The 19,628-nt window shown below is 69.0% G+C and carries 14 protein-coding genes and 1 pseudogene; 2 read left to right on the forward strand and 13 right to left on the reverse strand.

The annotated features are described in order from the left end of the window. Positions 1-21: 21 nt before the first annotated feature. The 13 genes and pseudogenes from ABD52_RS28565 to ABD52_RS28615 all read right to left on the reverse strand — a co-directional run bounded on the left by ABD52_RS28565 (position 22) and on the right by ABD52_RS28615 (position 14,331). On the reverse strand, positions 22-834 hold the full coding sequence (locus ABD52_RS28565) for a thiopeptide-type bacteriocin biosynthesis protein (protein WP_030500416.1): 813 nt from the start codon (positions 832-834) through the stop codon (positions 22-24). 17 nt (positions 835-851) lie between these two features. Continuing rightward, positions 852-2,075 carry a lanthionine synthetase C family protein gene (locus tag ABD52_RS28570; RefSeq protein WP_052165555.1) on the reverse strand — a complete coding sequence of 408 codons (1,224 nt, stop codon included), beginning with the start codon at positions 2,073-2,075 and terminating at the stop codon, positions 852-854. After that, positions 2,072-5,056, reverse strand: a complete 2,985-nt coding sequence (locus ABD52_RS28575) for a lantibiotic dehydratase (protein WP_255352877.1) — start codon at positions 5,054-5,056, stop codon at positions 2,072-2,074. Before ABD52_RS28575 ends, ABD52_RS28570 begins: the two co-directional genes overlap by 4 nt. A 198-nt stretch (positions 5,057-5,254) precedes the next feature. Continuing rightward, positions 5,255-5,419 (reverse strand): FxLD family lanthipeptide, encoded by a 165-nt coding sequence (locus tag ABD52_RS38600; protein WP_082171406.1) that lies wholly within the window; start codon positions 5,417-5,419, stop codon positions 5,255-5,257. An 80-nt stretch (positions 5,420-5,499) separates the two neighbouring features. Beyond that, a complete protein-coding gene (gene fxlM, locus ABD52_RS28580) occupies positions 5,500-6,708 on the reverse strand; it encodes a methyltransferase, FxLD system (RefSeq protein ID WP_030500419.1) in 1,209 nt (402 codons plus the stop codon). Between the two features lie 113 nt (positions 6,709-6,821). Further along, on the reverse strand, positions 6,822-7,271 hold the full coding sequence (locus ABD52_RS41065) for a hypothetical protein (protein WP_235437583.1): 450 nt from the start codon (positions 7,269-7,271) through the stop codon (positions 6,822-6,824). A gap of 58 nt (positions 7,272-7,329) precedes the next feature. Continuing rightward, positions 7,330-8,046, reverse strand: a pseudogene (gene fxlM / locus ABD52_RS41070) (methyltransferase, FxLD system); the annotation flags it as partial. A gap of 251 nt (positions 8,047-8,297) precedes the next feature. Beyond that, positions 8,298-9,077, reverse strand: coding sequence for a hypothetical protein (locus tag ABD52_RS39375; protein WP_143025373.1), 780 nt, complete (start codon positions 9,075-9,077; stop codon positions 8,298-8,300). A gap of 418 nt (positions 9,078-9,495) precedes the next feature. Then, positions 9,496-10,149 carry a hypothetical protein gene (locus ABD52_RS28595; RefSeq protein ID WP_030500422.1) on the reverse strand — a complete coding sequence of 218 codons (654 nt, stop codon included), beginning with the start codon at positions 10,147-10,149 and terminating at the stop codon, positions 9,496-9,498. Between the two features lie 27 nt (positions 10,150-10,176). Then, the gene (locus ABD52_RS28600) at positions 10,177-10,851 is read right to left on the reverse strand and encodes a GPP34 family phosphoprotein (protein WP_030500423.1); all 675 of its coding nucleotides are present in this window, start codon (positions 10,849-10,851) and stop codon (positions 10,177-10,179) included. Positions 10,852-11,016: 165 nt separating this feature from the next. Further along, on the reverse strand, positions 11,017-11,886 hold the full coding sequence (locus tag ABD52_RS28605) for an SAM-dependent methyltransferase (protein ID WP_225319602.1): 870 nt from the start codon (positions 11,884-11,886) through the stop codon (positions 11,017-11,019). Beyond that, positions 11,876-12,901, reverse strand: coding sequence for an acetamidase/formamidase family protein (locus ABD52_RS28610; RefSeq protein ID WP_030500425.1), 1,026 nt, complete (start codon positions 12,899-12,901; stop codon positions 11,876-11,878). Before ABD52_RS28610 ends, ABD52_RS28605 begins: the two co-directional genes overlap by 11 nt. Continuing rightward, positions 12,898-14,331 carry an APC family permease gene (locus tag ABD52_RS28615; RefSeq protein ID WP_082171407.1) on the reverse strand — a complete coding sequence of 478 codons (1,434 nt, stop codon included), beginning with the start codon at positions 14,329-14,331 and terminating at the stop codon, positions 12,898-12,900. Before ABD52_RS28615 ends, ABD52_RS28610 begins: the two co-directional genes overlap by 4 nt. 758 nt (positions 14,332-15,089) lie before the next feature. Between ABD52_RS28615 and ABD52_RS28620 the strand changes: the two genes are divergently transcribed. Together ABD52_RS28620 and ABD52_RS28625 are read left to right on the forward strand one after the other, a co-directional pair. Further along, entirely contained in the window at positions 15,090-18,203 is a 3,114-nt protein-coding gene (locus ABD52_RS28620; protein ID WP_225319601.1) for an orotidine 5'-phosphate decarboxylase / HUMPS family protein, read from the forward strand. After that, positions 18,200-18,679 carry a GNAT family N-acetyltransferase gene (locus tag ABD52_RS28625; RefSeq protein ID WP_030500428.1) on the forward strand — a complete coding sequence of 160 codons (480 nt, stop codon included), beginning with the start codon at positions 18,200-18,202 and terminating at the stop codon, positions 18,677-18,679. Before ABD52_RS28620 ends, ABD52_RS28625 begins: the two co-directional genes overlap by 4 nt. The last annotated feature ends 949 nt before the right edge of the window (positions 18,680-19,628 follow it).

Genomic DNA, 19,628 nt, shown 5'->3' on the forward strand with positions numbered 1-19,628 from the left:
ATCTACGGGCTATTGCGGGGTTCATGAGTCACCGCCCGGGGCCGAGGGCGCGGTGGGGTTGGTGCCGAAGATGATGTTTCTGGCGGCGGTGGCGAGTGCCGCTTGGTGCAGGCCAGGAATGCTGCGCCGGTTCCAGGCGAAGATCACGTGGTGGGCGAGGGTTGCGCGGAGGCCGCGCTGCAACTGTCCTGTCCGGTTGAGCCGGTTGAGAGTGTCGCCGGCGGCGATGTAAGCCTCGAACCAGCTGCGAGTGGCGGCCAGCGGCGCCCCCTGGTGGGTGAGGCTGGCTGGATCGGCAGTGAGGAGCCGTTTCACCGCGTGCAGCAGGTTGTTGACGAGCGTGGGCTGGGGTGGGTCTCGGTGGTTGGCGACGCGGGCCCAGACGTCGCCTTGTTCGTACCAGTCAAGGCCTGCGGCTCGCATCATGGCCGCGGCGAGCATGATCGACAGCTCGGGGTGCCGCGCGGCTAGGTGGTTGGAGCCGGGGGTGAGTAGCTGGCGGCTGTCGTGATGCCACAGATGGTGGGTGGTGTCCATGGCTCTGGTGCCGCCGAAGGCGTAGGTCTCGGGCTCGTAGATTCCCGGAACGGCGGCGCTGATATGGCGGTCGTGGCGTAGGCGGGCCAGCTGGCTGGCCAAGTAGTGGTCGGCGGTGGTGGAGGCGGGAAGGTAGCGCAGCCGCCAAGTGCCTTTCCGGACGTAGAACCAGGTGGTGATGAGCTGGCGGGTTTCGGCGTCGACGAGGATCGGCGCGAGATGGGCGGTGGCTACTTGGTCTGCGGCGTGGGGGTCGGGGAAGGCGATGGTGGTCTGCCGCCATTTGGGTGGCGTCATGTTCGTTTCCCTTGGGTTCAGGCGAGGGCGAGGAAGGTGTCCCAGCTGGTCGCCGGGCTGCCGGTGACGGCGGTCTGCAGCGCCAGCACGGCACCGGCCGTGCCGTTCAGCAGCTCTGGATCACCTTGGGCTTGGCTGGCGAGCTGGTTGGCGAGTTCGGCCGCCAGGCCGGGCAGCTCGGCGGTGAGCTGACCCGCGCGGTGCGGGTCGGTGCTGGCGGCGGCCAAGCGGCTGGCAGCCTGCAGGAGGCCGGCTTTGCCGTGGCAGAGGCCGATCTCGGGCAGCCGGGCGCGTTGGGCGGCGTCTCGCAGCACGGCGAGCACAGCCTCTTCTGCCCGTTGCTGGCGGGCCGTATCTCGCAGGGCGAGCCCGGCGAGTTGCTGAGCGCGGGCGATGCCGGGGGTGCCGTAGCACCAGGAGGGCCGGTGCCGCCGTGGGGTGGTGTCGGGGGTGACGTAGCCGGGCCACCATGTTCCGGCCGGGTCGTCTTGGCGGTGGTGGTCGGTCCAGTCGCATAGAGCGGCGAGGGCGTTGCGGGCTGCGGGGGTGTCGTGGCCGTGGAGGATGGCGTAGGCGAGCAGGGCGATGAGGGCGCTGATGCCGTGGGCTACGCCGATGTTGCCGTGCCCGTGGGGAAAGTCTGGGTGTGGTGTGCCGCCGAGCCCCGATGGCAGCCACCACGGCGGCTGCGTGGAGCCGTTGCCGAGGGGTTCGGTGATGCGGGCCAGGTAGGTCATCACGTCGCGGCTGATGGGGTGCTCGGGGTGGGCGTGCAGGTGGTAGAGCCCGAGCCCGGTCAGGCCGTGGACGAGGTCGAACTCGTACATCGTCAGCGGGTCGCGGCGGTCTATGCGGGCGTGTGCGGCGACGAGCCGTTGTCTGGTGAGGGTGATCGTGGCGTCGTTGAGGCTGGCGAAGGCGCGGTGGTAGCCGCCGAGGGGGCGGGCGGTGTGCAGCATGAACGCCAGCGCGGGGGCGCCGTGGAAGGGGTCGGAGTTGCGGCCGATGCTGACCGGCTCGCTGCCGGCGGCGCGTATCCAGCGGTGGGCGGTGGCTTCGTTGCCGTGTCCGGAGACGGCCCGCTCGATGTGCAGCAGGGCGATGCCCACCGCGCCTCCGGCCAGCGATTGCGGCCGGGTCCGCCCGTCGCGTGACGGGCCGACGATGGAGGGGCTGGCGAGTCTGGCGCAGACCGCCGCGAGCACATCCGAGGGGTTGGCGGTGGTGGTCGGGGTGGTCACGTGATGCTCCTTGTCGTCCAGCTCAGCGCGGCGGCGCGGGCGAGGTGCAGGCAGGCTCGTTCGCTGTCGAGGTCGGCCCCGGCGACGCGGACGTGGTGCAGGTGCAGCAGGTCGGGCAGCAGCTCGGCCGGCGGCATGGTGCTGACGGTGGGCAGGCTGTCGCGCCAGGCGGCCACGGTGCGGCGGCGCCGAGCCCAGCGGTCCGTCAGGTTCTCGCCGCCGGTCAGGGACGCCACGGCGGTGGGGTCGTACGGGTTGGCCAGGCGGATGGCCTGGTCGTAGACGGCTCGTGGGGGTGCTGGCCGGTGCGCGCGGGTACGGGCTATCAGCCATCGCAGGGCGTCGTGTGGGTCGCCGATGACCGCCGTGACGAGGTCGACCATGCTCGCGGCGGTCAACGCCTGCCAGCCCAGGGTGGGACGTCGCGTGGTGACGGCCAGTTGGGCGAGCGCGGCTGCGGAGTCCGCCGCGAACACGGCTGCCGTTGCCTGGTACGCGGCCAGGCTGCCGAAGCGGCCAGGCTCGCCGAAGTCGGTGTCCCACTGGACTCGCTGGGTCAGGTCGGCGTCGGTCAGCTCCTGCGTCCAGCCGGTGATGGCTTCGATGGGCAAGCCGCTGATACGCAGCCGCAGGTGCGGCTCCGGGTCGGCGTGGCGCAGGAACCACCACCTGCCCGCCGGCGGGAGTTGCACGACAAGCCGAGGCAGGTGGGCGGTAAGGATGGTGGTCTGTTCTTCCGGCCGGGCGTAGATCTTCAGGTAGTGGTGGTCGCGGCCAGGCAAGCTGCCGTGGGTACGGACATCGACCAGGGGGCTGGTGAGGCGGGGCGCTGGTGGTCTCGCGGTGGTGGCGGTCAACGGGATGACGATTTCGTGGGGATGCCCGCCGATCCAGGCGGCGCCTTCGGGGATGAGATGCAGCAGTGCGGTGGGGTTGCGGGTCAGGTGGTCGCGTAGCAGCGCCCGGTGAGCGGGCTTGTCCAGGTCGAGGCCGAGGGTCTGGTCGCCGATACCAAGCGAGACGGCGGTAGGGCAGCCTGTGGCCTTGAGCCAGGTGGTCAGCGCGCGGTCCCAGTGCTGCCAGCCGGCATGCCGGTCGGGCAGTTCGGCGGCGCTCAGGTGCCACCGCCCGGGGCTCAAGAGGGTCCGGCCGTACCGCAGCGCGGGCAGGAACGGCAAGCCCTTGGCCGCTGGCCCCCACTCCAGCGGTGAGCACGGGGTAGCGAGGGCCACGGGCGCTTCGGCCAGGAAGCGGGCCAGAGGGTGGGCGTGTCGTACGGGCTCGACCGCGTTGACTGCGACCGGCTGCAGCGCCCGTCGGCGAGAGATCGACACCAGGTACAGGCGGTGCGCGTCGGCGGTTACCGCGATGTCGTCCAAGCCGATCGCGGCCTGCGACGGGGCGTGGTACTCGCCGACGGGGATCAGATGCGGCAGCACCTGGGGGGCGCGGTTGACGTCCAGGCTGATGGTGTAGCGGGTGACCGCGGACAGCTGGGCCAGCAACGCGCCGGCGCTGGCTGGGCTGTCGGCGGCGCAGGAGGCCATCCGGTGCCGGTCGGTCTCGCCGAACATGTCTAGGAACCGGCCCGCGGTGGAGAAGGCTTGCGCTGAAGCACGTACGACCGACAGCAGGAAGTCGCCGCCGGCGATGGCTTGGAGGGAGTCGGCGTGGACGCGCACGGTGAGCTCGGCGGTCGGCGGGATCTCGGTCGGCGCCGGGCCGGCCAGCCTGTCCAGGAGGACGTCGTCGAGGTCGACCTCGTGTTCACGGTGCAGGGCGGCACGTTGCGCCAAGGCGAGTAGCCTCCGGTCCCTGTCGGTCAACGCGGGCGAATCATCGGCCGGCTCGCCGGTGAAGCCGTCCGGATAGCCGAGGCCCACCTGGGCATCGATCGCATCCAGGAGCGGGACGAGGGCGTGCAGGCCGTACCGGTTCAAGAAACGCGTATGCCAGTCCCGCCACCGAAGCGATGTCGGCCGGGCGAGGCGGGTCAGCGCGGCAGCGGCGCGGCATGCCTCGGCCGTCACCGTCGTCGGCACCACGAGGTCGCAGTCCAGCCGCAAATCGACACCGACCGCCTGCCCGGGCTGGATCACGGCGGCGGCTCTGCCGAGGTCCCGGCGGCGGGCATCAGCCGTGGCCTCGTCCGGTGCGCGGTCGTGTCGGGCTTTGAGATCGCGAACGCGACGCAGCGGATCAAGTAGCTCGCCTACGTCGCCGCCTTCGGCTGCGGCGGTCTCCAGCTGATCCACGAGATGCGCCAGGGGGTCGGTCTCGGTCGACGGCGGGCGCAGGCTGGTCAACAGCAACCGCTGCGTCACCATTTGGCCGACCAGCCGCTGCGCGCCTTCCTGCGGCGCCCCACATTCGGCCGTCAGCTTGCCGGTGAGGTCGGCCCACCGGATCGGCTCAGCCGCCAGCGCGAGAGCCGTGCGGATCATGTCGGTGGTCTTGATGCGCAGATGCGTGGGCGCACCTGCGGGGTCGGTCGTGGCGGCGCGGTACTCCAGCACCAGCCTCTCACTGCGCTCGACCAGCAGGTTGTTGGCGCGCACCATCACATGCGGGCGCAGCCGCACGTCGGATTCCAGGCCATCGAGGACGGCGGCCAGCCAGGATGCCTGAAGGCGAGCGAAAGGCCGGTGTGCAGTGCCCCAGTGGATGCGGCCGGTGCGGCTCGCGGTGGCGGGGGCAACGCCCGCGAACAACCCGTATGGTGTGGCACGGGTGGTAGTGCGCAGCAGGTAGCGCATGACCGCGAGCACCACCCGGCGGGCGTCAGATTGCGACGGGCCGCCGCTGATGGCGGCGGTGACCCGCTCGGCGAGGTCCGGTGACGCGTGGGCCAAGGCTGCCGCGAACCCCGGAACCGCCAACGTCTCGGCAAGCCACAGGCGCCAACTGGTCGCCGTGTCGCTGCCGGTCAGGTCAGGCCATGCGCCGATCTGGCCCGGGCGAAGTACGGCCGCCCGGAGCATCAAGGCATCGTTCACGCTGCGGTACACACCAGCCTCCCCATGGGCGTGATCATCTGTCTGCGGGTGAGGAGTGCCCGACCCTCGAGAGCAGGTCTCCCCGGGCCGGGCACTCCTGATCCGCTGTCGATGGCTCGCCTTACGGCCTGCCCATCTGGTTTGGGCTGGCCATCAGAGCGAGCCACCAGCGGATGCGGCTGGTCAGCAGCTGGTGCAGGCCGACGCGCAGGTGCTGCCGCAGTTGTCCTCGGTCATCTTGATGATGTGCTCGACGGTGCCGCCGGCCTCGATGAACTCGATGTCGAGATCGAAGTCGTCGAGGGTGCCGCCCTCGACGTCGGGCTGGACCGTGGCGAGCTGGGCCATGACAACCTCCCTGGTTGCAGTGATAGGGGTTCCCCGACGCTCCCCCCGGCGTGGGCCGCTGAGGTGAGCGCCGAAGTCTCTTAGGACCAGGCGACGGCGAGGACGCCGTGTCGCTTGGTGCTGTGCCACCCGGTCAGATCGCTGGTGTCGGCGGTGTTCGGGTGGTAGGTGATGTGGGCAGCGCCGCGCCGGTAGTAGGAGTCCGCCCAGGTGCGGATCATGGCGAGCAGCTCGGCACCGACCTGCTCGGCTTCCGGCCCGTGGGCGATGACACCGGTCTCGTAGCCGCTGACGGTCTGCGGATTCTCCCGCTTGATGCGATAGGCGAAGCTGCCGCCGCGCACCAGCGTCGGGGTGCCGTTGCGTACCGTGCGGTTGACTACGCCCTGATCGACCGCGGCCTGCGCGGCGTGAATCATCGGCAGTTCCGGCCCGCTGGTCAGCAGGTACAGCTCCAGCTCGTCCGGCATGTCGAACGGCGTGCCCGACCAGCTCTCCACGGGCTTGGTGTTGAGCGCCTTGCGCAGCGCCGGCACGTCGAACGTGAGAGTGCTGTTCTGGTCGAGGCGCAGCCCGACGTCGGGGGTGACCGGGATCAGCTGCTCGCTGGCGGCGCCGTCGCCCTGCATCGGCACGAACGAGCCGAGCCGGTAGTTGCTGGCCGTCAGCACCGACCTGCCGGGGGCGCGGTCGAAGGCGACCAGGCGGGTGATCCCGGCGAAGCGCAGCGGCACGACGATCCGGCCGTCCGGGGTGAGCTGATCGAGCCAGGCGGGCGGGATGTCCCACGCCCCGACCGTGACCATGATCCGGTCATACGGCGCGTGCTGTGCCACGCCGTGCTCGGCGTCGGCGAGCACGACGTTGACCTGCTCGTACCCGGCCCGGCGCAGACCCGCGCGGGCACGGTCCACGACGTCGGCATCGATGTCCATGGTCGTCACCGAACCGGTCGGCCCGACGACCTCCGCGATCAGGGCGGCGTTGTAGCCACCCGAGCCGATCTCCAGCACGTTCATGCCCGGCCGTACCTCGGCCAGTTCTAGCTGGATGGCCTGAATGTGCGAGGCCGAGACCACGCTGGTCTGACGCCCCTGAGCGTCAATCTTGGGCACCAGGGTGCTGTTGGTCTGATACACCTTCTCCAGCGGTTCGCCGGGTGCGAACTCGTGCCGGGGCACCGCGTTCATCGCTGCGGCGACGCTGTCGGTGGTGATCAGACCTTCGTCGCGCAGCGTGCCCACCATGGCCTGGCGCAAGGTGGTGGCGTCGTCGACCTGCAATGTCATGGGAATCCTTTCGGGTAGCGGGGGCTGGCGGACTTGGCGTCCCGCTTCGCCCTATGGGTTTGGGCGGCTGGGTTGTTGCAACCTGACCCAGCGAGGCTGGCCCGAGGCCAGAGTCAGCTGCTCGTGGGCCAGGAGATCGTCACCACGCCGTGGGTCTTGTTCATGACCGTGGCGTCGGCGCGAATCTGGGAGCGGTCGCCGCCGGCGGGCCAGTAGGCGAACGTCGGAGGCGTGTGCCGCCCGGCTCGGTCCCACGCCTGGATCTGTTCGATCAACGCGGCGGCGGCCACCTGCCCGTCGCGTCCGTAGGCGCGGGCACCGAACTCCGCCCCGGCGCCCTGCATCGCGTCCCGCAACACGAGGCAGGCGAGCCCGGCTCCGCGTACGACCGCGAACGGCAACCAGCGCTTCCGGGCAGCCAGTGCGCTGCCCTCGTCGGCGGCGAGGCGGCCGAACCCATCCAGGTACCACGCGAGCCACAGGTGCAGGTCGGCGAAGGAGATCCCGTGGCTGACCGTGACGCCAGACCAAAATTCGGCCGCGTCGGCGTCCAGCACCGCCATTGAGCTGAATCAGATCCGGGGGTGCGCCGGAGTCGAACGCGAGCTTGACCTTGCCGCCGGTGGTATCGGCTAGCTCGAGCACCTGGTCGGCGTGGCGGCCGGCGCCCTGCATCGGCACGAACCCGGCCACTTCGGCCGACGTGCTGGCCAGGTGGTCGCCGTCGCGCCGGAACCCGATGGTGCGGGTGACCCCGTTCATAATCAACGGGAGGACGAGCACGCCGTCCGAGGCCAGTTGGTCGAGCCAGGCCGGGGCGATGTCCCACGCCCCGACCGTCACGATGATCGCGTCGAATGGCCCCTCGTCCGGCACGCCGTGCTCGGCGTCGGCGACCAGGACACGGACTCGGCTGCTGTAGCCCGTGGCGTCCAGCGCGGTCGAGGCCAGGTCAATGATCTCGGGGTCGATATCAATGCTGACTACTCGGCCCTCCGGACCGACGACCTCTGCGAGGTAGGCCGCGTTCAATCCGCCCGAGCCGACCTCCAGCACCGTCATGCCAGGTCGCAGCTCGGCCAGTTCCAGCATCCGCGCCTGGATGTACGCCGCGGACACCGACGAGATCGCCATGCCGTCCTGATCGCGCTTGGTCACCACGGAGCTGTCGTAGCCATAGGCGACCTCAGTCGGCGTACCGGCCGGCATGAACCAATGCCGCGGCACCGCTCGGATCGCCGCCTCAACGAGAGCGCTCGTGACCATCCCCTTATCGCGCAGCGTGTCCACCAGCGCGGCGCGGAGCTGGGCGGACTCGCCGATGCTTGTCTCAGCCATCTGGGTTACTCGTACTTCCTTCTCATCGGGTCGGACAGGCACTCCTGCATTCGGGGCACGCCTGGTGCGGCGAATGCAGGAAGACAGGGGGCCGGCGGGAGCGCTGCGCTGGTTCCTGCGATGTCACCGACGCCTAACGACAGGAGTGGTTCGTCGTACCCATCGCCGCCCGAGCCGCTGTAGCACCGCGAGTTGTTCTGGGGAGGGGGCGTGCGGTCACGGCGGACCTCCTATCAGGGCGAGGCGGGCGGTCAGGCGTCCTGGTGCTGGTGGCCGTTGGTGGCGCACTCGCGCCAGATGCGGGACAGGTGCCGGGTCATGTGGGCGGTGGCGGGGTGGCCGGGGTGTTCGCGCCGGTGGGTGGTGATGGTGTCGGCGAGGAGGGTGCGGGCGGCTTGGCAGTGGCCGAGGGCGTACAGGATGAGGGCGGTGGCTGCTTGGACGGCGAGGGTTTGCTGGGCGTGCGGGCCGTCGGATTTGGAGAGGTGGCCGGTGAGTTCCCGGTAGAGGTGGTAGGCGCGCTGATGGTGTCCGCCGCGCGAGTGGGCAGCGGCGAGGACGTGGAGGGCGTGCAAGGCCCGCCGGTGGGCGAGCCCGTGGAGGTGGACTGTGCTGGCACGGGCGTAGGTGGCCCAGGTTATGGCGTCGGCGGGGTGGCCGAGACGGAGTTGCAGTTCGGCTAGGAGGATGGCGGCTTCCGCGTGCACCGCGTCGGCGGGCGCGGTGGCGGGGTCGATGCCGGTGAGGCTGGCGTGCAGGAGTTGCCGGGCGCGCAGCGGGTCGCCGAGGACCAGGGTGCGGGCGGTGGCGACACGCTGTGCGCGTTCGGCCTCGAACCGGCCGGGTTCGAGAACAGGGGTGGCGCGCCAGGTGAGGGTGATGTCGCTGGGGGTGGCACCGACGGTGATGCGGGCGAGGACGCGGTGGGCGTGGACGGCTGCGAGGTGTGGCGGGATCGGGGTGCTGGTCGACGGGATGATCCGAGCGGCGCGCGCCAGGATCGCCCGACCGATGGTGTCGGCGACGGCCACGCTATCCAGGGGCCGGGGTCTGCAACCCTGCTGGCACTGGTAGCCCTGCCCAGAGTCGTGCGACTCGGCGTGAGTCATTGGCTGCTGGCAGAACCTGCAGTGCAGCAGTCCCGGCGGCAGGTACATCTCGCACGAGTCGGCGGCCGGCCTGCATGGCTGGAGCGCGACTGGGGCAGTCGCTTTGGTGACCCATTTCTGGACTAGGCGCGGGTCGAGGTTCATCTGATGGGCGACGGTGGTGACGGCGCCGTATGCCCTGACTCGGCGGGCATCCGTGACGCGCTGGACGACGGCGTCGATCAGGTCTGGAGGGTATCTGCTTGGAAAGGCCATGATTCGCGGAGCCAGTTTCAGGACGGGGGTGGTCAGCTGCCTGTGGATGTCACCGGTGAGGCTGTTAGTGACGGGAGCGATGGGGCTACACATGGAAGCCTTGCCAGCGGTTGTCGACCGGGCGGGCCGGGTTGATCGGCATGGCACTGCTGCCGTGGCGAGCGTTGCGGCGCATCGGCTGCAGGGTCGGGCCGTCCGGCAAGGTGATCGCCGGCCGGGGTGTGTAGCCGTATCGGGCGAGCAGGTGCTCCCCGCCTGAGGGAACAGCGGTCCAGGACGGCAGGTCGATGCGGTCGAGGCGGCTGCGGTGGTGGGCCAGCAGCGCGACGCCACAGCCGCCCCGTTGGGCGTCGGTGCGGACGGCGAGGAACGCCAGTTGGTAGTGCGGTTCGGTGGGCTGTTTCTCGGCAAGGAGCGTGTCCAGCAGGTCGAAGCGGTCGGCGTGTGGTCCGGCGGCGTCGGTGAGCCGGGTCCGGTAGTTGGCCGGTGGTGGGATGGGTCGGTAACGGTGAAAACCCACGGTGGCGGCGGTGAGGTCATGGGTGAGGTGGATGTCGCCGAAGAACATCGCATGTTCTACCCAGATCGCGACGACGTCGGCCAGCACCTGGCACCTCTGCCCTGGGTCGGGCACCAGCCACGCGGCGAGCGGTGTGGGGTGCAGGGCGTCGGCGATCAGCAGGGCGACCAGATCCTTGTCTGCCCAACGGGCGGCGCGAATGTGCACCAGGCTCTCCATCGGATTAGATGTCCTTGTGGTCTCGCTTCACCGGTACGTTGCGGTGGCGAGGTCACCGACGGCGGCGTCGAGGGCGGCGGTGATGTCCCGCACCGACCGGTGGTGCTGGCCGGCGATGGCCTTCAGGTGCGCCGTCACGGTCGTACTGTCGTCGTTGAGGTAGAGGTGGCCGGTGAGGCCGAGGGTGGCGACGAGTCCGGCGAGTGCGGCGGTGTGGTTGTCGGGCTGCTCACGGCCTTGAGCGACGTACCGCAGGCGTGCGCGGGCGACGACCGCCCACTTGGTGTCGGTGGCGAGGTAGGTGTCGGTGCGGGCAAGGCCGCCGAGGCGCCGGCGAGTGACCTGCCGGAGGATCCCGGCGGCGACGAGTCCGGCGCGGGTGCGCTCGTATAGGTCGTCGGCGAAGCCGCGCAGGAACGCCTTCACCGGTGGTGCTGTACGCCCATAGCGGATGAAGCCGATGGCACTGTCCCCGATCAGGTCTCCGAGCGGTTGATCGGTGTGCAGGCGCAGCCACCGGTCTCCGGACAAACGGTCGTTGTTCGGGTCGAGGACGATCCGCCCGGCGAGAAACAGGTCGACCAGGACCGCGCCGGCCAGCCCCAACGCCAAGGCTTGGCGGTGGATGTGCGGGTGGCCGGCGTCGTCGTCATGGCCGAGCAGGAACAACTCGTCGCGCAGCGGCAGCCGAGCAAAACTCATCGGCCCGCCCCTTCCGTGGTCTGGACGCAGACTGCCGCAGGCTGGTGCGCAACCTGGGCGGACGCCCACTTGCCGCCGCCGGTGGGTCCCGCGGATCCGATGAACATCAGTACCCAGCTGGCACTGGGCAGGGATGGTTCCCTGCGGATAGCGAGCCGAGGAGGTTCACTCACGAGCTGCTGCTCCTTTCATCCCGACCCCGGCGAGGAAGCCGGTGAGGAAGGGGCTGGCTGACGCGTGTCCCCTCTCGATCTGGTCCTCGGGATCAGGGCGCCACCGAGCAACAGGGACGAGCGCTGCGTTGCTCGCCGACTTCGCTGCTGGCCCGTCGGCAGGGACCGTGGCGAAGTCGCCGAACAGCGCCTCGACCTCTGCGGGGGCGCGCAGTTGAAGTGGGGTAGGCGTGCGCTGATACAGCCTCTGCACCTCATCGGTCTGGCTTGTGGCCGTGCCGGAGGTCGCGTGGGAGATGACGAGGGCGCTGCCAGGGGGCATCGCGGCGCGGAACGGTTCCACGATGGCGTTGACGTCGCCGGGGATGAAGTGCAGGACCGAGACGAAGAGGACGGCGACGGGACGGGTGAGGTCGATCAGCCGCTGCGTGGTGGAATTTTTGAGGATGAAATCCGGAAAGCAGATGTCGGCCTGGATGACATCGACCCGCGGGTTGTTATTCAGCAGGACCCTGGCGTGCGCCACGGCTACCGGCTCGACATCGACGTAGAGAACCCGCGCATTGATGTCGATGTGGCGGGTGATGTCGTGGACGTTGCCCACGGTCGGTATCCCCGAGCCGAGGTCGAGGAACTGGTGTATGCCCTGCTGGAGTGCGTAGCGGACGGCGCGGCGCAGGAACGCGCGGTTTGCGCGGGCCGCGTCGGCGACATGGGGTGCGACGGCGAGTACGGCATCGGCGGCGTGACGGTCCGCGGCGAAGTTGTGGCTGCCACCGAGGAAGTAGTCGTACATCCGTGCGGCATTCGGACGAGTCAGGTCGACCTCGGCGGGTGCCCAGCTCATCGCCTCAGTTCCCATGGTCTTTCCCCGGTTGCTCGCTTGGGGCCTCGGCGATGCGGCGCAGCCGCTGGTGCACTCCCTCATAGGGGTTCACGCCTGCCAAGATCGCCTTGTTGACGGCGGCGTGCATGGTGTAGAGCGGGTCGCAGACGTTGCCAGGTGCGGCTCGGCCGGCCTGCGAGACGACCTGGTAAGCGTCAAGTAGCTCCAGGCCGGTCAGTTGTGCGGTCCAGGTAACCAGGTCGTGCTGGCTGATGCGGTAGGCGTCTTCAAGCGGACGGGCGGCGCCGATCGAGATGATCCGGTGGTCGGTCTCGATGCGTGGCCATGGTGTAGCCACGCCCTTGATCAGGTCGACAGCGACGGTGACGTTCATGGCTGTCTCCACCGCGACGCCGCACACCTCGCCCTGGCCCTGGCGGGCATGGCCATCGCCTATGGCGAACAGCGCGCCGGGGACGTTGACGCCCAGGTAAACGGTGGTGCCGGGGCGGATCTCCGGAGTGTCGAGGTTCCCGCCGTGCGCATCAGGCACGATCGTGGAGCGTGCTTCCCCGCCGGCCGGGGCCAGTCCCACGGTGCCGAGCATCGGCTCCAAGGGCATGACGATCGCATGGCCGGAGCGGCGGGCGTGGAAGGTCACGGTGCCTGCCGCGGTGTCGATGGTGTAGCGCCACACCCGCTCCTCGAGCGGTGGGTGCAGCATCGGCGTGGTGTGGGTGGCGGTCAACGCACCGAAATGCGGAAAGGTGGCTGACATGCCCCAGTCGCGGGCCGGGGCGATGGCCGCGAAGTGCAGCGCGAGAGTGTCGCCAGGTTCTGCGCCGAGCACGTGGAAGGGGCCGGTGACGGGATTAAATGCTTGGCACACCTTCGACGGCAGGTCGTCCACAGCGCGCACGACCCCGCCGAAGCAATCCTCGGTGCTGGTGACAAGCAGGCTGCCCGGCTTTATCTCGGCGACCGCCGGGTGGGCGCCGAAGGTGTAACGCAGCTCGTCTTCGGTTGGCTGGTAGGTGACCGAGCTGGTCATGCCCCCTCCCGTCCGTTGGCAAGTCCGGACAGCTCGGGGCGGCGTCCGGCGGCGTACAGACCTGCCAGGACCAGGAGGCCGAGGGTGAGCCAGACGAAGCCGAGGCGTTGGGCGGCCACGTTGGCGTTGACAACGACGTAGGCGAGGATGGCGAATCCGATTCCCGGAAGCATCAGGTGCGCGATCAGGTTGCGGCTGCGTTGGCGGACCAGGTAGTGCCAGATGACGGCGAGGTGCAGCACGAGGAACGCGGTCATCGCGCCGAAGTTGATCAGGCTGGACAGCAGCGCGATGCCATCGGTTCGCCAGTTCATGTAGAGGCCGATCGCCAGCGACACCAGCGCAGTGAGGGTGATGGCGTGAGTGGGCACGCTGTGGCGCACTGACACCTTGGCCAGGAACTTCGGCAGCTGCCGGTCGCGGGCCATGGCGTACAGCAGCCGCGAGGTGGCCACCTGCGCGACGAGGGAGTTCGCCACGCCCCAGGCGACGGCCGTGGCGACCGCGCACAGGGTGGCCAGCCAGGGACCACCGGCGAGCCGGGCGGCGTCGTAGAACGCGGTGCCTTCCGGATCGCCATTGACGAGGAGGCCATCCGGGTTGGGCAGCAGCAGCGCGGCCATCCAGGTCTGGGCGATGAACAGCAAGCCAGCCACACCCAACGCCGCGGCCATGGCCCGGCCGATCTGCCCCGCGCCGCCCTTATTCTCCTCGGCCAGCATCGAGATGCCGTCGAAGCCGAGGAAGCTGAGCACGGCGATCGACACCGCGCCGAACACCAGCGCCCAGGTGAACGTGTCGGGGTTGTAGAGCGGCGTCCAGGAGAAGCCCTGTCCCTTGCCGTGCGCGAGGGCGCGGCCCGCAGTTGCAAGGAAGATCACCAGGACGATGACCTCGCCGACGAGCATCACTCGGGTGATCAGTGCGGTCATCCGGATTCCCCGGTAGTTGACCAGGGTGTTCACCAGCACGAAGCCGACCAGCCAGACCCACACTGGAACCGCCGGAACGGTGGAGTGCATCGCCACCGCCGCGATCAGGTACAGCAGGCTCGGCACCAGCACGTAGTCCAGCAGGATCGCCCAGCCAGCGAGGAACCCGACCGGTGCGCCGATCCCTCGCCCGGCGTAGTTGTACACGCTCCCGGCAAGTGGAAACGCCTTGACCATCTGGGCGTATGAGGCGGCAGTGAACACCAGCGCCGCCATGCCGATGACGTACGCCAGCGCGACCATCCCGCCGGCGCCGGAGTAGACGGATCCGAAGATGCCCATAGGCGCGATCGGCACCATGAACACCAGCCCGTAGAAGAGCAGGTCGGCGAAGCCGAGTGAGCGGCGCAGCTCCGGTCGGTATCCGAACCGCGAGGAGTCGGGCGACGCCTGCGCCAAGCCGATCTCCGGCGGAGGCGCTGTCTGCCTAGTGTGCATGCTGTTCCATTCCTTCCTGTCGGTCAGCGACGCCAGCTCACTTCCGCCAGTGCTCGAGCTGGCCAACGGCGGCAGCGGCTTCGAAGGCAGACGCATCGCCGGGAGCTGCTGAAACGGTTGCTAGAGGGGCCAGATCATGGACAAGTCCTGGGCACGGCCGCCGAGGAGTACGGGCGACAGACAAGCGGCGGATGATGGGCCGAGTTCCTCGGGCGCGGCGTCCGCCACCAAATTCGGTGCCGGCGCCGCCGGCTCCAGAACGAGCTGTTCGACGTCCTCGGCATCCACGGCCGCCCAGCTGGCAACCGCAGGGCCCCCGGGTAGTCCCGCTGACCGAGCACCCCGAACGGGCTGCAGCGACGTGCCGCAACCGCGCCAGCGCGGCAGACCCTCGAGGGTGAAGACCCCCGAGACAGTCGATCCGGGCTGCGCCAGCCACTCACTACCGCGGCCGGAAGCGGCACAGCGAGCGCGGTCACGCACGCTGTCGCTTCGCACGTCGACGACCACGAGGACACCTCCACCATCACCGCTGCTCGCAAACGCGAGGGCTGCCACAGCAGTGGAGGTAACGCGAAGTCGCAGCGCCCATCCATCGCCGTGGTTGTCTGTGCGACCAGCCTGCGGGTTCGGCCTGTCCCATGACGATGCGTGGACGTTCTAGTGTTGTCCTAGTTTCAGCTCGTCTGCGCCTGCCGTCGTCTACTACGCTGCCGACTGCGACAATGACGCTGAGTGCATAGCCTGGGGGATATCCCGTGGAGACGGTACGGCGGTGGACCGGCCGCGAGGCGAGAGCACTACGCCTGGCCCTGCGCATGAGCGTGCGCGGCTTCGCCGAGCACTTGGGCGTCAATCCAGCGGCCGTCTCCAACTGGGAAAAGCGCGGTGCCGCGACCCGCATGCGCTATGAGACCCAGCAGATGCTCGATGTCGATCTGGCGCGGTCGCCGATCGAGGTCAAGCAGCGGTTCGCCCAGACCCTTAAAGCATCAGCGGCCGCAGGTTCGAGCGGCTCGCCCCCGCCTGCCGACAGCCCAGGGCCTGCAATACGAGATCTCGGCGCCCGTTCCAGGGAACGGACGGCTGCGATCCTCGCGGCGCTCGGTGGCCAGCAGCCCGACGACCTCGTGTACACGCCTTCGGCCGACGTCCAGCGGCAGGTTGCGGACTTCCTCGCCTCGACGGCGCGCGTCTACCTGGTCGCTGGCCCTCCGGGCTGCGGCAAGACCAGCTTCACGCGCCATCTGGCGTCTCAGGCTCCTGGGGTGGATGTTCAGCTGCTGACTGCGGACTCGTGGACCGAGGACATCGACCTGGCACGGGAGATCCTCCGCTACGGCTCCCTGCCGGCCGGCGAGGATCCGCTGCTGACCCTAGAGGATGAGAGCCGGAGCCTGTCCAGGCCGCTGCTCGTCGTCATCGACAGTCCGCAGTCCCGCGCCGTGGTGGACAAGGTCTGCCGCCAGCTCGACGGCACGCTGCGGCAGGTGCTCTCGGGCAACCTGAGGTTCCTCCTCGTTCTACGCACACCGCCGGACGTCGAGCTCGCGCCCTACCCCGTCCTGGCCGCAGCGGTCATGCCCGGCCAGGATCATGGTGCCGGCCCGTCGCTGCGGCTGGACCGCTGGGACGCCGGCACGGCCCGCGACGTGTGGAACGCGCAGCGGGATGCAAGCGAGCCCCCGTTCGACGCCCTGCCCGCGAAGATTCGTAACTTGGCTCGCCTGCCGCTGTACATGAGCCTCATCCGGGCCGCGAAGTCGACCGAGCCGCTCGGGCAAGCCAACGCCTACCGGCTCGTGGAATTCTGCGTCGCCTCGATCTTGAAGGCGGCGGGCCTGGACGTCGAACGTGCGACGGCGGATCTGACATCACTCGCGCGACGGCAGCTCGCCTCCGCATGGCCGCACCACCTCCTTCCCGCAATCCAAGGCGACCCGCCAGGGAACGTCGGTGACCTCACCGTGTCCTCGGTCGCAAGGCTCGTGCGGTCCGGCCCGTTCGGCGGCTTGATGTTCCATCACGACGTCATTCGTGAGTACCTCTTCGCACGGTGGCTCGCCCAGCTCATCGAGTCCCATGGACGCTCGACCGTCACCATCGAGCTGCTCAACGACCTGGCCGCTCGCACGAGCACGTCGGCCGACCTGCGAGGCGTCCTGGAATTCCTCTTGCAGGGCTTGGATGCGACCTCACCGGAGCTGCTGGCCGCCGTCGCGCAGTCACCGTCGGTCAGCATCACCGAAACGCTGCCACTGATGCTCGACCTCACCAGCGATGCCCCCGCCTTCGCCACGGCCGAGGTGCTGCGCGTGTGCGCCTCCCGGTGCCTGCACGACAACGGCCTTCCCCTCGCCAGAGCCCTCCTGCACACCAGCGCAGCCGCCTCGGCGCTCGGTGCGGAGTACCCCCGGTGGATGCTGCGGGTGCTGCGCCGCTTCGGCCCGGCAGTATGGTCCGACATCGTGGCGTGCGTGGAGACGCGGCTGCCCATCGCGGCCATCCACGACTTCGTCCGGCTCGCGCAACTCGACACCGTGGAAGACGCGGTGTTCATCGCCCGACACTTCTACGTCTTCCTCGCCACCGACGACGGCAGTTCCCAAGAACTGAAGGCACTGCTGGCCCACCCAGACTGGCGAGCCCGGGCCGCCCTCGCCGAGGGCATCCGAGCGGGCCGCGCTATCCCACACCACACGATGGCCTCGATCATGGAAGCGTTGACCGCGGACCGCGACTACAAGGTCCGCGCCGCCGTCGCCGAAGCCGTCGGTCGCTCGACGGCACCCGGCGTCGAACACCTACTTGCCACTCTCCTCGACGACCGGAACTGGCACGTCCGCGAGCGCCTCCTCCAAGGGCTTGCCGCCCGAGTCGGACACGACGACTCGGCCGCCGACCTGGTCATCAGGGCCCAGGGAGCATGGCGAAACGGTCCGCGTAATGTCCGAGTTGCCGCGCAGCGGCTCCTACTCAAATCCGGCAGGCAACCGACCCAGGACGAGGACTCATCTCGCAGCGCCCTGTTCGGCCTGCTACGAGAAATCCGCACCGGCGCCCTACGGCTACCCACGAACGTCCAATCCGCCCTGATCAGCCAGGGTGTCGCCTCGGCGGACTGGCTCGTTCGCACCGAAGCCGACCTGCTCGCCTCGAACGGCACGGCCACGAGCACAGCAACAGGCATCAGCAAGGAAGCCTTCCGCCGTCTCCGAGACAGACGCGCACTTCAAGTCGCGCTCGATGTCCGTGACGTCGACCACGCCATCGCCGTCGCACAGGCTGCCGCTACCGCTGGTGTGCAATTCATCGAGATCGGCGACCCGCTCATCAAGAGCGTCGGAATTCAAGCCATCAGCGCCATCAAGCAGCGAACCCCTGGCGCATGGATCGTCGCCGAGATGATGTCCGCAGACTGGGGACGCGATCAGGTGGTCCTCGCGACCGAGGCCGGAGCTGATGTCGTGCTGCTCATCGGACCCGCCAGCACTGCCAGCGTGTCCGCAGCCGTCGAAGCGAGCAAGCGCCTCGCGGTCCCCATCGTCATCGACGTGCCCGAAGGCCGGCTGATCCAACGCTGGGTCCAGGACATGGAACGCGTGGGAGTCGACGGCTTCGCCATCACCACAAACATCGACCTGGGCGTAGCCGGTTTCCACCCTCTCGACCAGGCGCAACTCATCAGGTCGTGGACCAAGCTGCCGGTCGCGGTCTCCGGAGGCTTCGAACCCACAGATGTCGAAGCCAGCAGACGACGCTCGTGGGACATCCTCGTCGTCGGTCGCGGAGTCACTGACTCCCTGGATCCCGCCGTTGCCGCGCGGGACCTCGCCGCATCGATCGAACTCACCGAAGGAAACCGCTCATGATCATCACCCCACTCACGGTCGACCGTATCCCCGACCTCGAGAAACTGCTGGCACTGGGAGAGCCGTACATCAGGCTTCGTGGTTCATCGGACTACTGGCTGTACGCCACGCTGTTCGCCAATACCTGCCCACTCGCCATCATCGATGGAGAGGTCGTCGGCAGCGTGATCGCCTTCCGAAGCCAGGTCGACCCGTCAGAGATCTACCTGCAGGACGTGATGACGCACCCGAGTCACCGCCGGACAGGAATCACGCGGGCGCTCGTAGAAGAAGTTGACCGCCAAGGCACTCTCTGGGGATGCCGGCGCCTCTTCCTCACATCAGAACCGGAGAACCACGCCGCGCACGGAGCGTGGCTCGCCATGGGCTTCAGCAACGTTCCCGGCGACACGACTGAGCAAGGCGTATCTGTGATCTACGACTACAAGGGGCCGGGGAAGCACCGCGCCGTCTATGAGCGATGGATCGGTGCCTAGCATCAAGTGGCGCGGGCAGGAGGTCGCCGTCGAGATATGTGCACGGCGAGGTAGATCTCGACGACGGTGTGATGTCAGTCGGCGACGGGTCGTACCGGCGAGATCTTCGGCTCGCGCGCAGCCGTGCTCGCTGCGCCGAGACGTGTTCTCCAGCGCCCCGCATGTCGCGCTGTTCTCCTCAACGCGGACAGCTTCCCCTGCCCGTCGAACTCGGGCTGGCGGTCGCACAGCGGCTGCGCCCGCCCCGGTTGGGCGGGCGTAGGTTAAGCGGCGTGTGGTGGAACAGCGGGCTGGTGGTGCAGGCGCAGGAGGCGGGCGCACCATGTCCGCGCGCCGACCTTCCTCGTGCCCGATCCGTGCCGGTAGCCGCTGCGCGATAGCAGCCGTTGAATGAGCTCGGAGGCGCCCAGAACATAGCAGGGCAACGACTACCCGAGGTGTCTTGCATCAGGCGCACTTCCCCGGAGTTGCCGACCCTGGTGATCGTCCGCGGCAACTCGGGCCGCGCCAATCCGGTCGCTCCCACGTTCATGCCCGAACCGGTGCCCCCACTGCGCTGCGAAAGCCTAATGAGCGCCAGTGCGGCACCGGAGCTCTGAGGCGCAGGGGCTACCACTGCCGCCGCCCTACGAACACCGGCCCTTCGACCTCACCGTGACCGACGGCGAACCCTCGCCCGTCGGGTGGACCGTTCGCGATGCACCTCTGGGTCGGCGCACCGAGCCGAGCGACATTGTGGCAGCGCTTCCAGCCCATACTCGGCGACAGCAGGCAGGGTAGGCAGCTCGACGAACGGGTCTCCGCCCTCGGCGCCAGCCCTAGCCTCGGTCTTTCACTAACTGTTGATCAAGGCCGCGTGGCGGGTTGTTGATCTTGATCAGTCGGTCGATCGACGTCAGGGCGTGGTGGTAGCCCGACGCGGGGTCGGGTTCCTCCAGAAGCTGTCCGT

The sequence above is a fragment of the Micromonospora sp. RV43 genome (genome assembly GCF_001029515.1).
In the GTDB taxonomy this organism is placed as follows: domain Bacteria; phylum Actinomycetota; class Actinomycetes; order Mycobacteriales; family Micromonosporaceae; genus Micromonospora; species Micromonospora aurantiaca.